Here is a 1,991-nt window from a genome sequence, read left to right on the forward strand (position 1 = left end):
AAGCCGATGGCGCAACTGCTGCTGGCCGAAAGCTGCACCGTCACCATCGCCCACTCCAAGACCCGCGACCTGCCCGCCCTGTGCCGCACCGCCGACATTCTGGTCGCCGCCGTCGGTCGGCCGGAAATGATCAAGGGCGACTGGATCAAGCCGGGCGCCACGGTCATCGACGTGGGCATCAACCGCGTTCCGTCCGCCGACCCGGTCAAGGCCGCCGAGGGCAAGACCCGCGTGGTCGGCGACGTGGCGTTCAAGGAGGCGGTCGAGGTCGCCGGACGCATCACCCCCGTCCCCGGCGGCGTCGGCCCCATGACCATCGCCTGCCTCTTGGCCAACACCTATTCCGCCGCCTGCCGCGCGAACAAAATTCAACCGGAGCCATTGGACGCTTGATGCATTAAAGCGGCGGGCCGATATTCGACCCAACGGCGATCGCGCCGAAAGGGAGATGTCATGGTCCGCATCAATGCTCGCGCGCTCTCGCTGACGGCGGCGCTCTTGATCACCCCGGCTGTCGCCAGCTGCGGCTACAACACGATTCCGACCAAGGAAGAGCGCGCCCAGGCCGCCTGGGCCGATGTCCAGAGCCAGTATCAGCGCCGCGCCGATCTGGTCCCGAATCTGGTCGCCACCGTACAGGGCGCGGCCATTCAGGAACGCACCACCCTGACGGACGTGATCAACGCCCGCGCCCGCGCCACCTCGGTCAATGTCTCGGCGGACAGCCTGAGCGATCCCGCAGCCTTCCAGCAATATCAGGCGGCGCAGGGTCAACTGTCGGGCGCCCTGTCGCGCCTGCTGGTGACGGTCGAGGCCTATCCTCAGCTTCAGGCCAATCAGAACTTCCTGACGCTGCAGTCGCAGTTGGAAGGCACCGAGAACCGCATCCAGATCGCCCGGCGCGACTACAACGAGGCCGTCCGCGACTACAACACGACCCTGCGAACCTTCCCCAGCGTGATCTGGGCCAAGACCATCCAGTCCGGCTCCAAGCCCATGCAGTTGTTCACCGCCACGGCAGAGGCCCAGTCCGCACCGTCGGTGAACTTCAACCTGGGCGCCCCGCCGTCGAACGCCTCTGCGGCGCCAGGCGGGAGTGCTGCCCCGGTGGCGCCGGGCGCGACGCCCCCGGCCCAGTGATGCAACGCGCTTGACCCGAACCCTCGCCCCCGCGCGACGCCTAACCGGCGTCGCGGCCCTTCTTCTGGGCCTGATGGCGGCGCTGCTGTTCGCCCTGCCGTCGATGGCGCAGAGCAAGCCGACCTTCCCTGCCCTGACGGGCCGTGTGGTTGATCAGGCCAATCTGCTGGACCCCGCCACAGAACAGGCGCTGACTGAAAAGTTGGCGGCGCTGCAGACCAAGTCCAGCGATCAACTGGTCGTGGTCACGGTCAACAGCCTGCAGGGTTATGAGATCGAGGACTACGGCTACCAACTCGGCCGGGCCTGGGGCATCGGCCAGAAACAGACCAACAACGGCGCCCTTCTGATCATCGCGCCGAACGAGAAGAAGGTGCGGGTCGAGGTCGGCTATGGGCTGGAGCCGATCCTGACGGATGCCTTCTCCACATCGGTCATCCAGAACGACATCCTGCCGTCATTCCGCAGCGGCGATTATCAGACGGGCGTGGTCAAGGGCGTGGACGCCATCATCGGCCAGTTGTCGCTCGATCCCGCCGAAGCTCAGGCCCGCGCCGCAACCATCGCCGAGGAACAGGCCAAGGTGGACGTGCCGGTGGGGCCGATCATCTTCGTGGTGCTGATCTTCCTGTTCATCTTCGTAAACGGCGTGCGCGCCGCAGGACGTGGGCGGCGCATGAGCCGCAGCGGTAGGGCGAGCGCTTGGGCAGCAATGAGGGCTCGCCACACAGCAGGGGGCAGCCCTCATAGGCGCACACACCTCGCTTCACCTCGACCCGTTTGCACTTCTTCCCACGGCCCGGATGTGGGTCGAAGAGCGCCTTGGCCACCTCGCCCATATCGGTCAGCTC

General features: G+C 66.4%; 2 protein-coding genes and 1 pseudogene. All 3 read left to right on the forward strand.

Translation table 11 applies throughout. From position 1 onward, the window contains the following. Window positions 1–393, forward strand: a pseudogene (locus QZ281_RS10810) (bifunctional methylenetetrahydrofolate dehydrogenase/methenyltetrahydrofolate cyclohydrolase); the annotation flags it as partial. Window positions 394–453: 60 nt separating this feature from the next. Further along, the gene (locus QZ281_RS10815) at window positions 454–1,140 is read left to right on the forward strand and encodes a LemA family protein (RefSeq protein WP_292228246.1); all 687 of its coding nucleotides are present in this window, start codon (window positions 454–456) and stop codon (window positions 1,138–1,140) included. 10 nt (window positions 1,141–1,150) lie between these two features. Then, a partial coding sequence (locus QZ281_RS10820; protein ID WP_292228248.1) for a TPM domain-containing protein occupies window positions 1,151–1,991 on the forward strand: 841 nt, incomplete at its 3' end.

The sequence above is a fragment of the Brevundimonas sp. genome (assembly GCF_018608325.1).
Classification (GTDB): Bacteria; Pseudomonadota; Alphaproteobacteria; order Caulobacterales; family Caulobacteraceae; genus Brevundimonas.